Consider the following 14279-nt stretch of genomic DNA (forward strand, 5'->3'; position numbering starts at 1 on the left):
GGGGACACCGATCAACGAGGGGCTGGTCCGTTCGCTGCACAGCGGCGCGTTCCTGCCCGCACGGCGCAATGTCGTCCGCGCTGGAGCGCGGGGGCATTACTTCAACACCGTGGATCTGGTGACCCGCCTCGAAGAGGAAGCCCGGATCGGCAAAGGCGGCGCGCTTGCCGCCCAGCTCTCTCGCCTCGACCTCGTCGTGCTTGATGAGCTTGGCTATCTTCCCTTCGCCCGTTCAGGCGGGCAGTTGCTGTTTCATCTGGTCAGCAAACTTTACGAGCAAACCAGCCTTATCATCACGACCAACCTGGCGTTCGGGGAATGGCCGACGGTGTTCGGCGACCCCAAGATGACCACCGCTCTCCTCGATCGCGTCACCCATCATTGCGACATCATCGAGATCGGCAATGACAGCTGGCGCTTCAAGAACCGAAACTGATCCCCGCCGCACGCCGGGATTAAGATGCCTTGCGTTGCGCGCGCCTCCGGTCGGGCTCCGCCCTCCCTACGCCGCGCGCAGCACAAGGCGCGTTACTCGACCGTCCTGCCATCGTTGAGAAGGGGGGGGGGGGGGTGCACGCCGATTGACAATATGTAGGAAAGAGGTAAGTGCCAGCAGGGAAAAATAGCTGTGGACAGTAGGTTATGCACAAAAATAACTGTTCAATATATTCGAACAGCGCGGGGACATGTCTGGAAGATAATTAAAGCTGGCGCGGTTTGGTCTAGCATTGCCTAAGGAAAGCGGATTAAGGACGCCACCCATGACTGACACCGATCATAATTGGTGCCTCTGGGGTGAGCGAGATCCGTATTATGGCGTGCTTACTGACAAGCGGTTCCGAAACGATAGCATCCAACAGTATCGGGATGTTTTTTTTGCTGTTGGACAGACTTTCGTAGATCATTGGCTCTACAAATTCGAACAGCGATTTGGCGCATTGTCCCGAAATCGCGCCCTTGATTTTGGTTGCGGCGTAGGGCGGCTGACCATTCCCTTGTCGCAACAATTCGCGTCCGTCACAGGCGTCGACATTTCCCCCGCTATGCTGCGGGAAGCGCAAGTGAACAGCGCAGGGAAAGCGATAGAATATCGCTTATCTGACGATCATCTTTCGCAAGTGGATGGCACGTTTGATTTCGTCAACTGCGTCATCGTTCTCCAGCACATCCCGTTGGAGAGAGGCATGGTCATCTTGAAAGGTCTCCTGGACCGTGTCGGAGAAGGCGGTGGTTGCCTCATTCAAATAACGACTAAACGTCGATATAGCTGGAAACGAGAGCTGGATTACAGGCTTCGTCATGATGTTCCGGGCGGTCGCTTTCTGATAAATCTGCTCAAGCGACAGTCCGCTGATACGCCTATGATGCAGATGAACGAATATTCTCTGGCGGAGGTATTGCGCCTTTTCCATGCCAGCGGCTTTCTGGAAAACCTCTGTTGTCTGCATGATCAGGGCGGCAGCGAATCGGTGACAATCATGTCGCGGCGTTGAACGCGACCTTTCCGCATATTTACAGCGCGGATTTTTCGCAGGCTGAGAGCATTTCGATGTTGATCGACGTAGGCTGACGGTAACAGCGCAATGGCAATGCCGGAGGACATGCAAATTATCGTTGGGCTGGCTTCTGCCGGTCTGTTTGTCGTTGGGCTCATGTCGAAGCAAAAGCTGCTATCCTATGCGCTGGCAATTTTGACCTTGCTCATACTGCTCGCTGGTCAGGTCATGTTTCCTACATCCACAACACAAAGCAGTTCTAACATTCCGAGCGCGGTGCCACGGGCTGTCAAAAAGCCCGACACCCCATCCATATCATCGCAGCAGGAAATTCGGTCGGCGGCTTTCCTATCATTGACGACGCAGACGTCAGCTTGCAGCAGCGCAGCCCGTGCCACTGTCACCAAAGCCGCATTGGGCAAAGGGCCGCCGAAAAATGCTTTGGAAGACGCAGGAACCGCTGCCAACACCTGTCGAGAAACTGCTGCTGTTATCGGTCCCTATGCTGGCGAAGCCGAAAAGCTGGTCGCACAGGTAGCTCAGTCATGTCTTGACGCTGTGACGGTTCGTGCCGAAGCGATGGATCACCTTGCTGCGCTTCTCGACGGCATGTCTACGCTGGATGACGCTGAGCGTTACAAGGCCCGACAGAATGAGGCCTTGTTGAAAGAATTTTCCTGCCAATCAACATTGCAGCTTTTAAGCCCGGTGGACGCGATCAACGCCAGCAAGACGGATGCGCCGAGCAAAGCTAGGTCGCGTTGACAAAATGCTTCAACCATAGCCTTGCTGCGGCGAGGCTTCCGATTACGGCGGTGTCGATAGCCTCATGGCCATGCCGGTGCCAAAGTCTGCGGCCTTGCTCGCCGACAAGGGCTACGACGGCGACCGTTTCCGCGAGAACCTGCTCCTGCACAACATCCTGCCCGTCATCCCGCCGCGTTCGAACCGCAAGGCACCAGAGCACCCCGACTATCGCCGCTATCGCGATCGCAACCGCGTCGAGCGCATGTTCGGCTTCCTCAAACACCAACGCCGCATCGCAACCCGCTTCGAGAAAACCCCGCTTTCCTACCTCAGCTTTCTCAACCTCGCCGCAGCAAGGCTATGGTTGAAGCATTTTGTCAACGCGACCTAGATCCTCCAGCGGCGGCGGGACCGTGTAATCATAGTCGATGCGCAGCTTGCCCGCTTTCAGGTTCTCGATGCTGTTGGGGGTTTCATCGAACCATGCATTCGCGCCCAGGATGATACCCGCGCCCTTCAACTGGCGGAAAAAGCCGTTGATGGTTTCAATGATGTCCTTGGCGAGCGCGGGGGGCAGCGGCTTGTCGATCGCCCACATCATGCCGTTGACGATGGTGTCGGCCAGCAGCTGCGCCACGACGCCCAGCGCCGTCGTCACCGCCTGCGTTTCAAGGCTGGGGGTGACGAGGATCTTTGGCTTGACCCCCAGTTGCGCCTGCGCCGCCAGCAGCGCCTGCATACCCGTCTTTTGGCCGTTGGCGTCGGTCGTACCGATGACATTGCTGGCGGTTTCCGCCGCATCGTCCCCTTCGGCCACGCGGACCACGACAATGATCGGGCGAGCATGATCGGCGATGGCGCGCAGCGACAGGGCCAGCGTGCCGTCCGTCCCGGCGGCGCCGATGGCGGTTTCAACATCGGTGATGAGCGCCGGGCGATCGAGCGGGAAGATAGCGGGATCAGCGTCGGCCGCGATGGCGACCATACCGATGATTGCGGTGGAAGCAGCGGTCAGCGTGCGCGGCCCATCGGGCACTTCGATAAGGGTGATACCATGTTTGAACGCCATGACGGTTCCTTGGTTCAGAGGGTAAGAGGCAGGACGAGACGGGTGCGGGCATTGGCGGGCGCGACGTCGGTCCGGTCGCCAATGATGGTCATGAAGGCCGCGCCGGGACGCTTGCCCGCGGTGATGGCGATGCGGCGCAGATGGATGCAGTCTTCATGGCGGGACAGGGTAACAGCCGCCGCCGCATAGATCCGCACGATATTGGCCGCCGTCATGGGCTGGTCGATCAGATCAGGAATCAGCGAACCATAGTCGCGGCGGCCGACGCGGGTGCCGATCGGCGTGGACAATACATCCGCAACGGACTGGCGGATATGTTCGAGGCCGGTCATGACTGCGCCGGTGACGCGAGACATGCCAGCCATCAGATCGGCGCTCCGGTCTGGGACGTGCCTGCCTGCACATTGCCATGCTTGTGGCCTTTGAGGCTCTTGCCTCCGCCGATCACATCATCGGCTGCGGTGGCAGTGCCGGTGATCGACACATCATCGTTGACGGCGAGCGGGCCGTTGATCGTGACGGGACCGTTGATGGTTGCGCCGCCGGGGGGGGGGGGGGGCTATCGTCGCCGTGCCGCCTGCGGGGAGCGTGACGGCAAGGGCGTGCGCCGCATGATCATAGGCGATGGTCGCGCCGTCGGGCATGTCGATCTGAACGACATCGGGGGTGTTGGAAGGCGGCGGGTTGGCGTCGGAATAGAGGCCCAGAATGACAAGGCCATTTGCCAGATCGCCTTCGGGGGACCAGAACGACGCACTGTTCGCCAATGGTCGGCGGCGACCAGCAGCGCATACCGCCCGCACGCTGGGCCACCCATGGCAGATCGTCGGTGTCGAGATCGCCCAGCGTGACGGTGCAAGTGGCGTTTGCATGATCGACCGATGCGATCACGCCATATTGGATCGCATCGCCGATCTGCTGCTGAGGATCTTGGTCATAGGCCATGGGCGGACCATGGTGCGGGCCGCATGTTCATGCATAGGCCAGCATTTGGACAGGCAGCTATCCAAATGCTGGTCATCGCGCATTGCTCGCGCCGAACCGGTCTGTCATACTCAATAACGAAAGAAGGCTACAGTTTAACGTACACTTACCCCAATCCGCCACCGGCAAAAGAGGCGTCTGACGCAATGATTGTTTCTACCTTGGGTTTGTATTCGAGCGGTTCCACTTGGCTGTTCAACGTAGTGCGGTGCATTTGTGCGAAACACAGCGATAAGTCGTTTAGCGTATACGCAGATAGTGGCGGTGACGTCATGTCCTGTTTCGGGGATGAAATCGAATATTTGGTGATAAAATCACATCACCTCGACAATGACTTTTTGAAGATCATTAGAGCTACAAGCTCCAAACTAATCATAACGGTACGCGAAGCGCGTGACGGGGTGACATCTCTTATGAACAGATTTGGGACAAGTGAAAGCGACGCTTTGAGCCAAATATCCTTGTCTGCATCAGCAATAGCAGTCGCTCGTAACATGTTCGGCCATATGATTTTTGTTTATGAAGACAGATTTATGGACAATAAAGATACGATAAAGAAAATCGCTGACTATATCGAAGTTGAGATAAGCGACGATTTTGCGTCAGAAATCTTGGCGCAGTTTGATCGCGAAAAGGTGGCATCGGACATCACAGCACAATTTGAGCATGCATCTGCCGATATCACCTACGATGATGCTACCCATTGGCATGTAGGCCATATTGGGGATGGCAAATCGTCCAAATGGTCGGAAACCCTATCAGACGCCGCAGCTGCTGCAATCGACGAGGCCATAAACCCATTCTGTCAGGCTGAATTGCGGCCCGGCCTTGTCATCAACTGGTCGAGCTACTTGTTCAGACATAGCGACGGCAGAAATCTGGAAGCGGGGCAGGTTATCACGACCGGCATGAACGACCATCTGTTGATATATGGGCCGTATCTTTTCCTGCCGCCAGGGCGATGGAGGGTGGATTTTCGTTTTCGTCGAACCGGGGTGGGGGGAACTTCGATACTCAAGATCGACGCCATTTTAGGTTATGAGAGCGGGCTGTTGGGATCAAGCGCTGCGCGCCTTGATGGCACAGACGAACAGCATTGCGGCTTTGAGTTTGAACACACCCACTTGTCTCACCCGGTCGAAACGAGGGTACATGCGATGTCCTATGGTTCGGCGTCCAACGTCGAATTTCTTGGAGTGAGACTGACTTATCTCGCTCTGGTGGCCAGCAACAGAGGCAAGGCGCTCCAAATAGTGAGCGCAGAGTGTCGTGAAACATTTGAGCCTTCGGTCATGTGATGATGTTGAATTTTTCATCGAAAAATGCACGTATGGGCGACATCGCCACTTCACATCGCGCGCGGCTAGGTCGCGTTGACAAAATGCTTCAACCATAGCCTTGCTGCGGCGAGGTTGAGAAAGCTGAGGTAGGAAAGCGGGGTTTTCTCGAAGCGGGTTGCGATGCGGCGTTGGTGTTTGAGGAAGCCGAACATGCGCTCGACGCGGTTGCGATCGCGATAGCGGCGATAGTCGGGGTGCTCTGGTGCCTTGCGGTTCGAACGCGGCGAGATGACGGGCAGGATGTTGTGCAGGAGCAGGTTCTCGCGGAAACGGTCGCCGTCGTAGCCCTTGTCGGCGAGCAAGGCTGCAGGCTTTGGCACCGGCATGGCCATGAGGCTATCGACACCGCCGTAATCGGAAGCCTCGCCGCCCGTCAGGTAGAAGCCGAGAGGGAGGCCTTGATTGTCGCAGCGGGCGTGGACCTTGCACGTAAAGCCGCCGCGTGATCGACCAAAAGTCTGCGCAAAAGCCCCCCTTTTCCGCCCACGGCCGAGACATGACCGCGAACCGTGGTGCTGTCGATCATGTGCTGCCAGTCGTCGGTCAGGCCGAGATCGACCAGAGTTTGCAGCATGGCATCCCAGACGCCTTGCTCGGCCCAGCGCCGGAACCGGACGTAGACCGAGTTCCATTTCCCATAGCGCTCATGCATGTCGCGCCAGGGGCAGCCAACCTGCAGGACGTGCAGCATTCCATTGAGATAGCGCCGGTTATCTCGGGCCGGTCGAGCATGCCTGCCACGCTCGGGTGGGAGCAGCGGCCCGATCAAATCCCATTCTGCGTCGCTCAGGTCGCCGCGATCCATGCCTGCCCTTCCAAAAGGAAGGTTTGAATCAGAACTTCACCGGGTTGGGAATCCCTTTTGTCAACGCAACCTAAGTGCCGCCGGAACAATTGCGATGAAGGCGATGTCCGCCAATCCCGCATAGCCCACCGGGACCGCTCCGACGCGTAGTGAGCGCGGCGCAACTCGGCGCGGGAGCGCCGTTGCAAGGGCTGCATCGACATTGGGCAACGTGAGATTATACAGCCGCAGCACGGTGCCAGGATCAATGACAAAGGCTAGAGCGGCCCAGTCGCTGTTGTTCTGGCCGGGTGCGGCTAAGGTCAGCTGTTCTGTGGCACCGTCATTCTCATATTCGGCATAACCCAGCGTGCCGCCGTGCGGTCGAATACGAGGCTCAGCCCCTGAATGGCGTTGCCATAGGCATAGTTGCCGAAAATCGTCGCCTTATGGTTGCCATCGGCGAAGGTGTCGGGGCTTTTGGCAATGACGAGCGCCGTCATGGCGGCGGGTTCATCGACAACAGTCTGAACATATCTTTTTGATTTCCATCGAGAAGTGAGCCGTCTGCGGATTATGTTTCGGGTGTCACGGGTGGGTCAACCCGTGGTTTTCTCCTTTGGGTTCTGGCCTGCTTGGTAGAGCTGTTCTTGAAGCGGAAGCTATCGTTGCCGGTCTCCAGGATGTGGCAGTGATGGGTAAGCCGATCGAGGAGCGCCGTGGTCATTTTGGCGTCGCCGAACACGGTGGCCTATTCGCTGAAGCTCATCATCGATACGCCTGAGCGTACCGATGCCATGCGTAACGACGGGAGCAGTCGGACCCCGCAAAAACGCGAAATGCTGGCTCGGATTGACGCTAGGGCCCATGATGCGGGCGTCGAGCCGTTGAAGGCCTATTTCTAAATTTAAGGCGGAGGAGCGGCGCCCACGGGAGGTCGCGGAGCTTCATTCTGTGCCCATCGTCGGATCTCATTGCGTACGCATCGGAGGTCGCAAAACGGTGCCTTCGTGAATCCCGAAAAAGCGAAAGTGACGGAAATTGGCCGTTTTCGATCGTCAGAGGATCGCGAAAATGAAGTAAAGGAGCAGTCTTACTGACAACCGATAGAAATGTCGGTTGTCAGGAAGACTGCTCCTGACCCTCCAGAGTTTCCGGTGCTTTTGTCATCAGAGGATCACGGCTGATTTTCAACTTCTGCTCCTCTGGAAGGGGGGCATTGTCAACTTCTGCTCCGATCCTTGTTTTATGCGCGCTGCAAAGGGATCCGCTGGCGGACAAGTGTCACTGGCGGCCATGCCGACAAATCAGATTCATGAAGGTCGCGGCGAGGTCCCGGGCAGATCGCGGACACGTTCGGCGTTGAGCAGCATCATATCAATGATGACGAATGAGGGGGCGCTTCTGAGGTGAGCGGAAGGCCATGCAGGCATTGCCAATGAAGCGATCTCACAAAGCCTCTGCCTGATGTGCTGCGTTATCCCGATGGTTTTGTAATGCCCATAAGACGGGGGTTATCTATTTTAGCAAATTGCGCCATGTGCCTGAGCTGGCATGCAAATTTATTCGAATGATTCTTGTATGTGCCAAGATGTATATTCGATCGCATCATAGTTTAGGTAAAGTTAATCCGTGACGATATGGTGTATCAGTGCGCCATCATGGCACAATGATCTGATATAACATTCAGAAGCAGTCCAATATGCCGCGATTTTACTTTTGCAGATGACATTCTGCGAAAAGCCTACTATGTAGCCTGTCATGCGCCGCTTAGGACGTTTCCTGCTCTGCCTGATTTCGTTGTCCATGCTGACGACGACGATGGTGCATGCCCAGGAAGTTCCTAACGCTCAGGCGCCCACCATCGAATGCTCCGGTTATGTGCATAGTGATGGCGATGCGGACCAGACGCAGGGCGATGCTGACAAGGGCATGCCGCACCATCATGGTGGTTGCCAGGGCGCTCCGGCGTTCGTGCCGGCTTCGGCCAGCGATGATATGCTCCCCTCCGCGGTGAACGCTCCTGCGTTCATTCCTGCACCGATCCCGTCCAAGCGCTGGGCCATCGGCCCCGACCTGCGCCCACCCATAGCCTGACAGAGCCATAGTGGACCGTTGCGCCTGAATTCAGGCCGCCGGTCGTCCATGACTCGTGTTCAGGATTCCTATTCATGTTCCGATCCATTGCAGCCTTATTGGCTGCCGTGTCCTGCGTCGCTGTGGCGCAGGCACAGGAGATGCCCGCTGCGGTAGCGGGGGCGTCACCCTATACGCTTGATCAGGCCGTTGCCGCAGCAGGTGGCAGCGCCCCGGCGGCCGAAGCCGCGCAGGCCAATGTCGAAGCGGCTCGCGCCGCACGTACCGTCGCTGGTCTTCGTCCCAATCCCACCGTGCAGACGCAGGTGGAGAATATCGCAGGTAGCGGACCGTATCGCGGCGTTGGTAGCGCCGAGTCGACGGTCAGCATGGCTGTTCCCATCGAACTGGGTGGCAAGCGGTCCGCACGCATCGCGGTCGCTAATGCCCAGACCGACAAGGCACTGTTAGTCTCGGCGATCACGCAGGCAGACATCAGGCTGCAGGTCACGCAGCTGTATATCGAAGCGGCTGCTGCCGAACGGCGTGTCCAGACGGCGCGCGATCAGGCGCGCATAGCCGGCGACGCCGCGAACGCTGCGAGCGTACGGGTGAAGGCCGGGCGGGCCTCTCCGATAGAGGAGCAACGCGCTAACGTTGCGAAGATCAACGCCGATGCCGAACTGGTTCGGACTATCCGCCTGGCTCAGGCCAGCCGCGCCAATCTCGAGCGTCGGATTGGGCAGCCGATGGGCGGACCGCTCGATACGGCATGGTTGGAGCGCTTGCCACATGGCTATGGTCCCGAAGTCCCACCGAGCGCGGCAGGTACTCTGGCCCTGGCGGCCGCAGATGCGGACCTTGCCGTAGCTGATGCCAATGTTCGACTCGCCAATTCTCAACGAGTCCCCAATCTCGAGGCAGGCCCTGGTTTACGCAGGCTGTCAGCCACCAATGATACGGCCCTGATCTTCACGGTCACGATGCCTATCCCGATCTTCAATTCGGGCAAGGCGGCTGTCGCGCAGGCTCGCGCGCAGCGCAATCAGGTGGAAGCCCAGAAGCGGATGACAGCGCTCGATGTCGAGCAGGCCATCACCGACGCGCAGACATCGGCATCGAATGCCGCAGTCACTGCACAGACGGCTACTGGTCCTGCCCTTGAGGCGGCCCAGGAAGCGGCCCGCATCGCGCGCATCGGCTATCGCGAAGGCAAGTTCGGCCAGCTCGACCTGCTCGATGCAGAACGCACGCTTGCTCAGACGCGCCTCGCCGCCATCGACGCACTTGCCTCTTATCAGAATGCCCGCGCGCAACTGGAGCGCCTGACAGCGCCCGCGCCGGAACAGGGGAACTGATCCATGACATCTAAGAAGATCATCTACGCCGCCTTGCCCCTGTCCCTGATGCTGGCGCTCGCAGCTTGCGGAAGCGGTGCCGAGGAGAATCCGTCCAACGACGCGGCGCCCGCTGCTGAAGCAAAGGCAGGGGAGAAAGCCGAAGAGGGCAAGATCACGCTCTCGGCCGATCAGATCGCATCGGCTGGCATTCAGACGGCGCGCCCGATGATGGGCGGCTCGGGCACGATCGAACTCCCCGCTACCATCGACGGTGATCCGCAAGGCACGCAGGTCGTATCCGCTGCGATCGGCGGCAGGGTCGTATCGCTCACCCGCAACCTTGGGCAGTCGATCGGTCGCGGCCAGACGCTGGCCGTGATCGAAAGCCGCGAGGCAGCTTCTCTCAACGCTGAGACCGAAGCGGCACGCGCCCGGCTATCTCTGGCAAACAGCAATCTCGCCCGCGAGCAGCGCCTGTTCTCTCAGCGGGTCTCGCCTGAGCAGGATCTCATCGCTGCCCGCACTGCGGCGACAGAAGCCCGCATCGCCCTTCGTCTGGCGCAGCAGCAGGTATCTGCCGCTGGCACGGGTGGCGGCGGACTCAATCGCATCGGGATCGTGGCACCTATGTCGGGTCAGATCATCGGCCGCAGCGTCGTGCTGGGGCAGACGGTCGCGGCGGACGCTGAACTGTTCCGGGTTGCCAACCTGTCGAGCGTGTCGCTTTCCCTCAACCTGCAGCCGCAGGATGCGGGCCGGGTGCGTCCGGGCGCAACGGTGAACATCAAGGCAGCCGGTCGACAGGCGACCGCGAAGGTGACGTTCGTGTCGCCGGCGCTCGATACCAATACGCGACTCGTTCCCGTCATCGCGACGCTCGATAATCGGGATGGCCTCTGGCGCGTCGGGGAGCCGGTCACGGCATCGGTCGCGCTCACCGGCAGTGGCGGCGATGGCGCCATCCGTGTGCCGCTGACTGCGGTGCAGACAGAGGAGGGCAGGTCGGTCGTCTTCGTGCGGACCAAGACCGGGTTCCAGGCAACGGCCGTCCAATTGGGCGACAGTGCCGGTGACAGCGTGATCATCAAGTCGGGCCTCAAGGGGACCGAGGAGATCGCTACCGTCAACAGCTTCACGCTCAAGGCCGAACTCGGCAAGAGCGAAGCCGCGGAGGACTGAGCCTATGATCGCCCCAATCGTAACCTGGGCGGTTCACAAACGCTGGTTCGTCCTGCTGCTGACCGCCATAGCCGCTGTGATCGGCGCCGCTGCTCTGTCTCGCCTGCCGATCGACGCGGTGCCGGACATCACTAATAACCAGGTGCAGATCAACGTCCGTGCGCCCGCGCTGTCGCCCGAACTGGTCGAAAAGCAGGTGGCGTTCCCGATAGAGACGGCGCTCGCCGGCATTCCGGGCCTCGAATATAGCCGCTCGCTCAGCCGCAATGGCTTCGCGCAGGTGACGGCGGTCTTCTCCGATCAGGCGGATATCTTCTTCGCCCGCCAGCAGGTCGGCGAGCGTCTGACAGGCGTGTCCGAGAACCTGCCTGATGGCGTGACGCCCGAAATGGGGCCGATCGCCACCGGTCTGGGCGAGGTCTATATGTGGACCGTCCGTCTGGAGCATCGCAAGGACGACAAGCACCAGCCGGGTGAACCCGGCATGCAGCCCGATGGCAGCTACATCACGCCGGAAGGCGAACGGCTGACCAACGACACCGACAAGGCGACCTACCTGCGTACTGCGCAGGACTGGATCGTTTCGCCGCTGCTGAAGAACACGCAGGGCTTGGCCGGCGTCGATTCGATCGGCGGCTATGCCAAGCAGTTCCTCGTCGTGCCCGACGTCCAGCGCCTGGCTTCGATGGGGATCACCCTGATGCAGTTGAGCACTGCCCTCGAGCGCAACAACACCAGCGTCGGCGGCGGCTTCGTCAACCGCAACGGTGAAGGTCTGGCAGTCCGTGCAGACGCTCTTGTCCGTAATGCCGACGAACTCTCCAAGATCGTGGTGGCCACCCGGGAAGGCGTACCCATCACCCTTGGTCAGGTAGCATCCGTTCGTACTGGGCAGGCGATCCGCATGGGGTCGGCATCCGAAAACGGCACCGAAGTCGTCGTCGGCACCGCCATCATGCGGATCGGCGAGAATAGCCGCACCGTCGCGACCGCAGTCGCCAACCGGCTGGAGGAAATCAACGCCTCGCTGCCGCCGGATGTGATCGTGCAGCCGGTGCTGAACCGTACGGCGCTGGTGAACTCCACCATCAAGACGGTTGCCAAGAATCTGGGCGAAGGCGCTATCCTCGTCATCGTGGTGCTGTTCCTGCTGCTCGGCAACTTCCGCGCCGCGCTGATCGCGGCCGTCATCATCCCGGTGACCATGATGCTGACCGGCTTTGGCATGTTGCGAGCCGGCGTGTCGGCCAACCTCATGAGCCTTGGCGCGCTCGACTTCGGCCTTATCGTCGATGGCGCCGTCATCATCGTCGAAAATGCCCTGCGACGCATGGCTGAGCATCAGCATCATGAAGGCCGCCTGCTCACCGTGAAGGAGCGGCTGGACACGGTCGCTTCCGCTGCCCGCGAGATGATCAAGCCGTCGGTCTATGGCCAGGCGATCATCATTCTCGTCTATGTGCCGCTCCTCACCCTGACCGGTGTCGAGGGTAAGACCTTCGTTCCGATGGCGCTCACCGTCATCATCGCGCTGGTCTGCGCCTTCATCCTCTCCCTGACCTTTGTTCCCGCCGCGATCGCCCTGTGGCTGTCCAAGCGGATCGAAGAGAAGGAAGGACGGATTATGAGCTGGCTCAAGGCCCGCTACGAACCCGGTCTCGACCGGGCGATGAATCGGCCTGTCGTCACTGTCGGCGCTGGTGTCGGCGGCTTCGTTCTCGCGATCCTGGCCTTCATGTCTTTGGGCCAGGTTTTCCTGCCGCAGCTCGATGAGGGCGACCTTCTGATTCAGGCTTTGCGTATTCCGGCAACGTCGGTGCAGCAGAGCCAGGCGATGCAGGTGCCGATCGAACAGATGATGTCGAAGCAGCCGGAGGTGAAGTTCGTCTTCTCCAAGACCGGTACGGCCGAACTGGCATCCGACCCGATGCCGCCCAACGCCACTGACATGTTCGTCATCCTCAAGGACCGGAAGGAATGGCCGGACCCCAGCCTGAAGAAGGAGGAACTCATCTCTCGGATCGAGGGGCAGCTCGCCAAGTTCCCGGGCAACGCCTACGAGATCACCCAGCCGATCCAGATGCGCTTCAACGAGCTCATCGCCGGCGTGCGTGGTGATATCGCGGTCAAGGTCTTCGGGGACGACTTCAACTCGATGAATGCGACGGCGGAGAAGATCGCCAGCGTCCTGCGCCGCACGCAGGGGGCGGCTGACGTGAAGGTCGAGCAGACCACGGGCCTTCCGATGCTCGACATCCGCGTCAATCGCGATGCCATGGCCCGCCTCGGCGTTACCGCTCAGGACGTGCAGGACATCGTGAACGCAACGCTGGGCGGCCAGCAATCGGGCATGATCTTCGAAGGCGACCGCCGTTTCCCGGTGGTGATCCGTCTTTCCGAAGCGCAGCGCGCCGACATATCGCTGCTGAGCCAGGTTCAGGTGCCGACTCCGGGCGGGCAGTTTGTCCCGCTGGCCAGCGTGGCGGATATCCGCGTCGTTGACGGTCCCAACCAGATCAGTCGTGAGAACGGCAAGCGTCGCGTCGTCGTCCAAGCGAACGTGCGTGGGCGTGACGTCGGCGGCGTGGTCGCGGATGCGCAGGCTGCCATTGGTAAAGAAGTGCGTCTTCCTCCAGGCAGTTATCTCGAATGGGGTGGCCAGTTCGAGAATCTGGCATCGGCTCAGGAGCGCCTGCAACTGGTGATCCCGGCCTGCTTCGTCCTGATCCTGCTGTTGCTCTATGGAGCGTTGGGATCGGTGCGTGATGCCGCCATCGTGTTCACCGGCGTTCCGCTGGCTCTGGTGGGCGGCGTGCTGGCCCTGTTCCTGCGGGGCATGGACTTCTCCATCTCTGCGGCGGTCGGGTTCATCGCGCTGTCCGGTATCGCGGTCCTGAACGGTCTCGTCATGGTGTCCTCCATTCAGGATCTCATGCGAACCGGCATGGATCGTGCCGAAGCCGCTCGGGTGGGCGCGCTTCAGCGTCTGAGGCCGGTGGTCATGACCGCGCTGGTTGCAAGCCTTGGCTTCGTGCCGATGGCTCTGGGCAGCGGCGCTGGCGCTGAAGTCCAGAAACCACTGGCGACGGTCGTGATCGGTGGCCTGATTTCCGCGACGCTCCTGACCCTGTTCGTCCTGCCGACGCTCTACGCGCGATACGGCCGCACGACGATGGTCGAGGAGGATGATCCAGAGATCGAGGTCTCCCCGTCTGTTCAACCGCAGCACTGATGTGACGGGAGGGCAGCAACTGCCCTCCCGCC

16 protein-coding genes and 2 pseudogenes are annotated in these 14279 nt (G+C 60.0%); 10 read left to right on the top strand and 8 right to left on the bottom strand.

All coding sequences use genetic code 11. The features are described from left to right. The 4 genes from AC0KVN_RS24805 to AC0KVN_RS24820 all read left to right on the top strand — a co-directional run. Positions 1-436 (top strand): ATP-binding protein (locus AC0KVN_RS24805; RefSeq protein ID WP_483656454.1); only part of this gene is annotated, 436 nt, incomplete at its 5' end. 325 nt (positions 437-761) lie between these two features. After that, positions 762-1493, top strand: a complete 732-nt coding sequence (locus AC0KVN_RS24810; protein ID WP_010336765.1) for a class I SAM-dependent methyltransferase — start codon at positions 762-764, stop codon at positions 1491-1493. A gap of 90 nt (positions 1494-1583) precedes the next feature. Then, complete coding sequence (locus AC0KVN_RS24815; protein WP_483656455.1) at positions 1584-2261, top strand: hypothetical protein; 678 nt, start codon at positions 1584-1586, stop codon at positions 2259-2261. 64 nt (positions 2262-2325) lie between these two features. Then, complete coding sequence (locus AC0KVN_RS24820; RefSeq protein ID WP_483656456.1) at positions 2326-2634, top strand: transposase; 309 nt, start codon at positions 2326-2328, stop codon at positions 2632-2634. Here the strand turns inward: AC0KVN_RS24820 and AC0KVN_RS24825 are convergent. From AC0KVN_RS24825 to AC0KVN_RS24845, 5 genes are read right to left on the bottom strand one after another with little or no spacing between them, the layout of a single operon-like run. Then, positions 2602-3312 (bottom strand): phage tail sheath C-terminal domain-containing protein, encoded by a 711-nt coding sequence (locus AC0KVN_RS24825; RefSeq protein ID WP_483656457.1) that lies wholly within the window; start codon positions 3310-3312, stop codon positions 2602-2604. The two genes, AC0KVN_RS24820 and AC0KVN_RS24825, sit on opposite strands and share 33 nt — an antisense overlap. Before the next feature lie 14 nt (positions 3313-3326). Beyond that, on the bottom strand, positions 3327-3677 hold the full coding sequence (locus AC0KVN_RS24830) for a GPW/gp25 family protein (RefSeq protein WP_483656458.1): 351 nt from the start codon (positions 3675-3677) through the stop codon (positions 3327-3329). Then, positions 3677-3796, bottom strand: coding sequence for a hypothetical protein (locus tag AC0KVN_RS24835; protein WP_010336770.1), 120 nt, complete (start codon positions 3794-3796; stop codon positions 3677-3679). The genes AC0KVN_RS24830 and AC0KVN_RS24835 overlap by 1 nt, the downstream gene beginning before the upstream one ends. Position 3797: 1 nt before the next feature. Then, positions 3798-4040, bottom strand: coding sequence for a hypothetical protein (locus AC0KVN_RS24840; RefSeq protein ID WP_483656464.1), 243 nt, complete (start codon positions 4038-4040; stop codon positions 3798-3800). Then, the gene (locus AC0KVN_RS24845; RefSeq protein ID WP_010336771.1) at positions 3928-4257 is read right to left on the bottom strand and encodes a phage baseplate assembly protein V; all 330 of its coding nucleotides are present in this window, start codon (positions 4255-4257) and stop codon (positions 3928-3930) included. Before AC0KVN_RS24845 ends, AC0KVN_RS24840 begins: the two co-directional genes overlap by 113 nt. Before the next feature lie 65 nt (positions 4258-4322). Between AC0KVN_RS24845 and AC0KVN_RS24850 the strand changes: the two genes are divergently transcribed. Then, complete coding sequence (locus AC0KVN_RS24850; RefSeq protein ID WP_483656459.1) at positions 4323-5594, top strand: sulfotransferase domain-containing protein; 1272 nt, start codon at positions 4323-4325, stop codon at positions 5592-5594. Positions 5595-5659: 65 nt separating this feature from the next. Here the strand turns inward: AC0KVN_RS24850 and AC0KVN_RS24855 are convergent. The 3 genes and pseudogenes from AC0KVN_RS24855 to AC0KVN_RS24865 all read right to left on the bottom strand — a co-directional run. Next, positions 5660-6441 (bottom strand): annotated as a pseudogene (locus AC0KVN_RS24855) (IS5 family transposase). 302 nt (positions 6442-6743) lie between these two features. Beyond that, positions 6744-6923: a hypothetical protein gene (locus AC0KVN_RS24860; protein WP_029547616.1), complete on the bottom strand. Its 180-nt coding sequence runs from the start codon at positions 6921-6923 to the stop codon at positions 6744-6746. 71 nt (positions 6924-6994) lie between these two features. Continuing rightward, positions 6995-7165, bottom strand: a pseudogene (locus AC0KVN_RS24865) (ATP-binding protein); the annotation flags it as partial. Between AC0KVN_RS24865 and AC0KVN_RS24870 the strand changes: the two are divergent. From AC0KVN_RS24870 to AC0KVN_RS24890, 5 genes are all read left to right on the top strand, one after another. Further along, a complete protein-coding gene (locus AC0KVN_RS24870) occupies positions 7140-7325 on the top strand; it encodes a hypothetical protein (protein WP_483656465.1) in 186 nt (61 codons plus the stop codon). The pseudogene AC0KVN_RS24865 and the gene AC0KVN_RS24870 overlap by 26 nt on opposite strands. An 856-nt stretch (positions 7326-8181) precedes the next feature. Further along, entirely contained in the window at positions 8182-8517 is a 336-nt protein-coding gene (locus tag AC0KVN_RS24875) for a hypothetical protein (protein WP_037480035.1), read from the top strand. Positions 8518-8591: 74 nt separating this feature from the next. After that, positions 8592-9854, top strand: a complete 1263-nt coding sequence (locus AC0KVN_RS24880; RefSeq protein WP_048938604.1) for a TolC family protein — start codon at positions 8592-8594, stop codon at positions 9852-9854. Positions 9855-9857: 3 nt separating this feature from the next. Then, complete coding sequence (locus tag AC0KVN_RS24885; protein WP_048938605.1) at positions 9858-11015, top strand: efflux RND transporter periplasmic adaptor subunit; 1158 nt, start codon at positions 9858-9860, stop codon at positions 11013-11015. Positions 11016-11019: 4 nt separating this feature from the next. Then, positions 11020-14247 (top strand): efflux RND transporter permease subunit, encoded by a 3228-nt coding sequence (locus AC0KVN_RS24890; RefSeq protein WP_048938606.1) that lies wholly within the window; start codon positions 11020-11022, stop codon positions 14245-14247. Positions 14248-14279: the final 32 nt, after the last annotated feature.

Source organism: Sphingobium sp. SG1 (assembly GCF_057063145.1).

Bases quoted from the DNA above. Each gene is read 5' to 3' on its own strand.
- AC0KVN_RS24810 (WP_010336765.1), top strand. From the start codon at position 762: ATGACTGACACCGATCATAATTGGTGCCTCTGGGGTGAGCGAGATCCG.
- AC0KVN_RS24815 (WP_483656455.1), top strand. From the start codon at position 1,584: ATGGCAATGCCGGAGGACATGCAAATTATCGTTGGGCTGGCTTCTGCC.
- AC0KVN_RS24820 (WP_483656456.1), top strand. From the start codon at position 2,326: ATGGCCATGCCGGTGCCAAAGTCTGCGGCCTTGCTCGCCGACAAGGGC.
- AC0KVN_RS24825 (WP_483656457.1), bottom strand. From the start codon at position 3,312: ATGGCGTTCAAACATGGTATCACCCTTATCGAAGTGCCCGATGGGCCG.
- AC0KVN_RS24830 (WP_483656458.1), bottom strand. From the start codon at position 3,677: ATGGCTGGCATGTCTCGCGTCACCGGCGCAGTCATGACCGGCCTCGAA.
- AC0KVN_RS24845 (WP_010336771.1), bottom strand. From the start codon at position 4,257: ATGGCCTATGACCAAGATCCTCAGCAGCAGATCGGCGATGCGATCCAA.
- AC0KVN_RS24850 (WP_483656459.1), top strand. From the start codon at position 4,323: ATGCTGGTCATCGCGCATTGCTCGCGCCGAACCGGTCTGTCATACTCA.
- AC0KVN_RS24860 (WP_029547616.1), bottom strand. From the start codon at position 6,923: ATGACGGCGCTCGTCATTGCCAAAAGCCCCGACACCTTCGCCGATGGC.
- AC0KVN_RS24875 (WP_037480035.1), top strand. From the start codon at position 8,182: ATGCGCCGCTTAGGACGTTTCCTGCTCTGCCTGATTTCGTTGTCCATG.
- AC0KVN_RS24880 (WP_048938604.1), top strand. From the start codon at position 8,592: ATGTTCCGATCCATTGCAGCCTTATTGGCTGCCGTGTCCTGCGTCGCT.
- AC0KVN_RS24885 (WP_048938605.1), top strand. From the start codon at position 9,858: ATGACATCTAAGAAGATCATCTACGCCGCCTTGCCCCTGTCCCTGATG.
- AC0KVN_RS24890 (WP_048938606.1), top strand. From the start codon at position 11,020: ATGATCGCCCCAATCGTAACCTGGGCGGTTCACAAACGCTGGTTCGTC.